The organism is Pseudoalteromonas sp. NSLLW24 (assembly GCF_015864725.1).
Lineage (GTDB): Bacteria > Pseudomonadota > Gammaproteobacteria > Enterobacterales > Alteromonadaceae > Pseudoalteromonas > Pseudoalteromonas arctica.
Genome location: NZ_JADYWQ010000035.1, coordinates 1 through 2,596, shown reverse-complemented (window position 1 = coordinate 2,596; position 2,596 = coordinate 1). Strand labels below are relative to the sequence as shown.

Genomic DNA, 2,596 nt, shown 5'->3' with positions numbered 1-2,596 from the left:
AGCGTTATTTGCATAAAATAGTAATTAAAATTAAGCCCCAAGCAAGCACACATGATAAGCACAAGTTACCCACAAAACCCTGTTGATAACTCTGCTTTTGAACTTTAAAACTAAACACTTTTATCCTGATGTGATAAGTTGCGGTCACTTTTTTTAACTCATGTATTTAGGCAGTATCCATGACAGACATAATAAACAGTATAAGTGCCCTTCTCTGGGGCCAAGTTCTCGTCTACTTATTAATAGCTGCAGGCCTCTTTTTTACTTTTCGACTAGGCTTTATTCAGTTTGTGCAATTTCCACATATGTTCAAAGTTATGTTTGGCTCTCGTAAATGTGCCGATAACGAAATTTCATCCTTTCAGGCTTTTTGTACTTCGTTAGCTGCACGCGTCGGTACAGGTAATATGGCTGGTGTTGCTGTTGCCTTATACCTAGGTGGGCCAGGTGCTATTTTTTGGATGTGGCTTATTGCATTAATAGGTATGGCTACAAGCTTTGCTGAAAGTACTTTGGCTCAGGCTTATAAAACAAAAGATGCTGATGGCAATTTTAGAGGTGGCCCTGCTTATTATATGCAAAACGGTTTAGGTAAACGCTGGATGGGGACTTTATTCTCGTTATGCTTAATTTTAGCCTTTGGTTTGGTATTTAACGCCGTACAGTCAAACTCTATTGCTGCAGCATTTGAAGTAGCGTTTGATGTACCTAAATATATAGTAGGCATTTGCTTGGTTATTGGCTCTGGTATTATTATTTTTGGTGGTTTGAAAACGATTTCTCGTTTTGCTGAAATGGTTGTCCCATTTATGGCATTAGCTTACTTGTTAGTGGCTCTTTATGTATGCGCTATTAACTTTACTGCATTACCTGATGTAATTGTACTTATAATAAAAAGTGCTTTTGGTATTGAACAAGCTGGTGCAGGTGCAATTGGTTATGGTGTTACACAAGCTATGATCCAAGGTATAAAGCGTGGCTTATTCTCAAACGAAGCTGGTATGGGTAGTGCAGCTAATGCCGCAGCTACTGCGACACCTTACCCTCCTCATCCAGCATCACAAGGTTATGTGCAAATGCTAGGTGTATTTATTGATACTATTGTTATTTGTACAGCGACTGCTTCTCTTATTTTACTATCGCAGCAATTAGTACCTGAATCTGGTGTTATGGGGATTGAACTTACACAAGCAGCATTACAAGAACATGTCGGCGACTGGGGTACTTACTTTATTGCCATTGCTATATTGTTTTTTGCTTTTACTTCTATTGTGGCTAATTACTCTTACGCTGAAACAAATTTAATGTTTTTAGAGCACAACTCTAATAAAGGTATGTTTATCTTTAGACTTGTTGTTTTAGGTATGGTGATGTTTGGTGCTGTTGGTGAGCTTGGTTTAATTTGGACGCTGGCAGATATATCAATGGGTTTAATGGCCATTGTAAACGTTATAGCGCTATTTATGCTTTCAGGTGTTGTTGTATGGCTCTCTAAAGATTACAACGAACAACGCAAAAAGGGCTTAATACCCACCTTTGACAAAAGCAAGCATCCTAAACTTGCTAAAGAGGTCGATCCCGAGGCCTGGAAATAAACAATAAACAGCGAGCTACGGCTCGCTTTTTTAGTTCTAAAAATAAAAAGTCCTGACACATAGCACTCGATCATTTATAAGTAAAAGCTGTTACGGACGATAAGAACTGTATAGACATTATCTGATTATCAGCCTAGAGAAGACAACCTACAAAAACAGATGTTTAATGCCCACAGCTCTGCATTATGTATAAGCACTTTATTGTTTACCTATTTGAAGTTCTCACCATAACTCTAGACTTACTCTTACCCGCGATTTTTAACTTCCAATGAGCATGTGTTAGCAACCAATTCGACAACTATACCAACCTGCATAAATCTCTGAGCAATTTAACGAATTAAATTGCACTATAACGTCGTTAAAAATTTTTATTTAGAACACTAGATACAAAAATTTTTGCCTAAATCTAGCGTAATTTCCTTAACCTTAAATAGACCCCATATATAAGCAGATTGGTATTACTTTATGCTACCAGCACATAGGTGTTTGAACTTTGCTTTCAAGGTTATTTGCTCTCGAGGTGTAGATTGCTTTACTGTTTTGAATTTTTTAAAGCTAATGGCCTACTTTACTGGTTGGTATCATAAGTCTATGACGCTTAGTTCAGTTCAAAGTGTATTCATTAGCATTAAGTACTGTGTGTCGCTAAGGATTGCATGGCTGGTTTATTTGAGGCGCTATAGGATTGGGTTTGGAAATATTACATTATGCTTACTCATATATATCTTTAATACGATAGATATACAAACTCTTAATGAACTATCACACAACGCTATTATTGGGTAGACCATGCATAAAATAGTGCATATCAAGATAATATAAATCATAGAAAACATAAAAATGATAAATCAGGATTTTTACCGGATATTTTATAGATATTAGAAGATTTATTAGATTTTTTAAGCAGAGCGCTTAATAAAGAGATGGTGCCCGAGGCCGGACTTGAACCGGCACGACTTGTTAGTCGAGGGATTTTAAATCCCTTGTGTCTACCAATTCCA

Annotated in this window: 1 protein-coding gene; it reads left to right on the top strand. The window is 36.9% G+C overall.

Features of this window, described 5'->3' with window-relative positions:
- Positions 1 to 179 precede the first annotated feature (179 nt).
- The gene (locus I6E72_RS19555) at positions 180 to 1,595 is read left to right on the top strand and encodes an alanine/glycine:cation symporter family protein (protein ID WP_010555303.1); all 1,416 of its coding nucleotides are present in this window, start codon (positions 180 to 182) and stop codon (positions 1,593 to 1,595) included.
- The last annotated feature ends 1,001 nt before the right edge of the window (positions 1,596 to 2,596 follow it).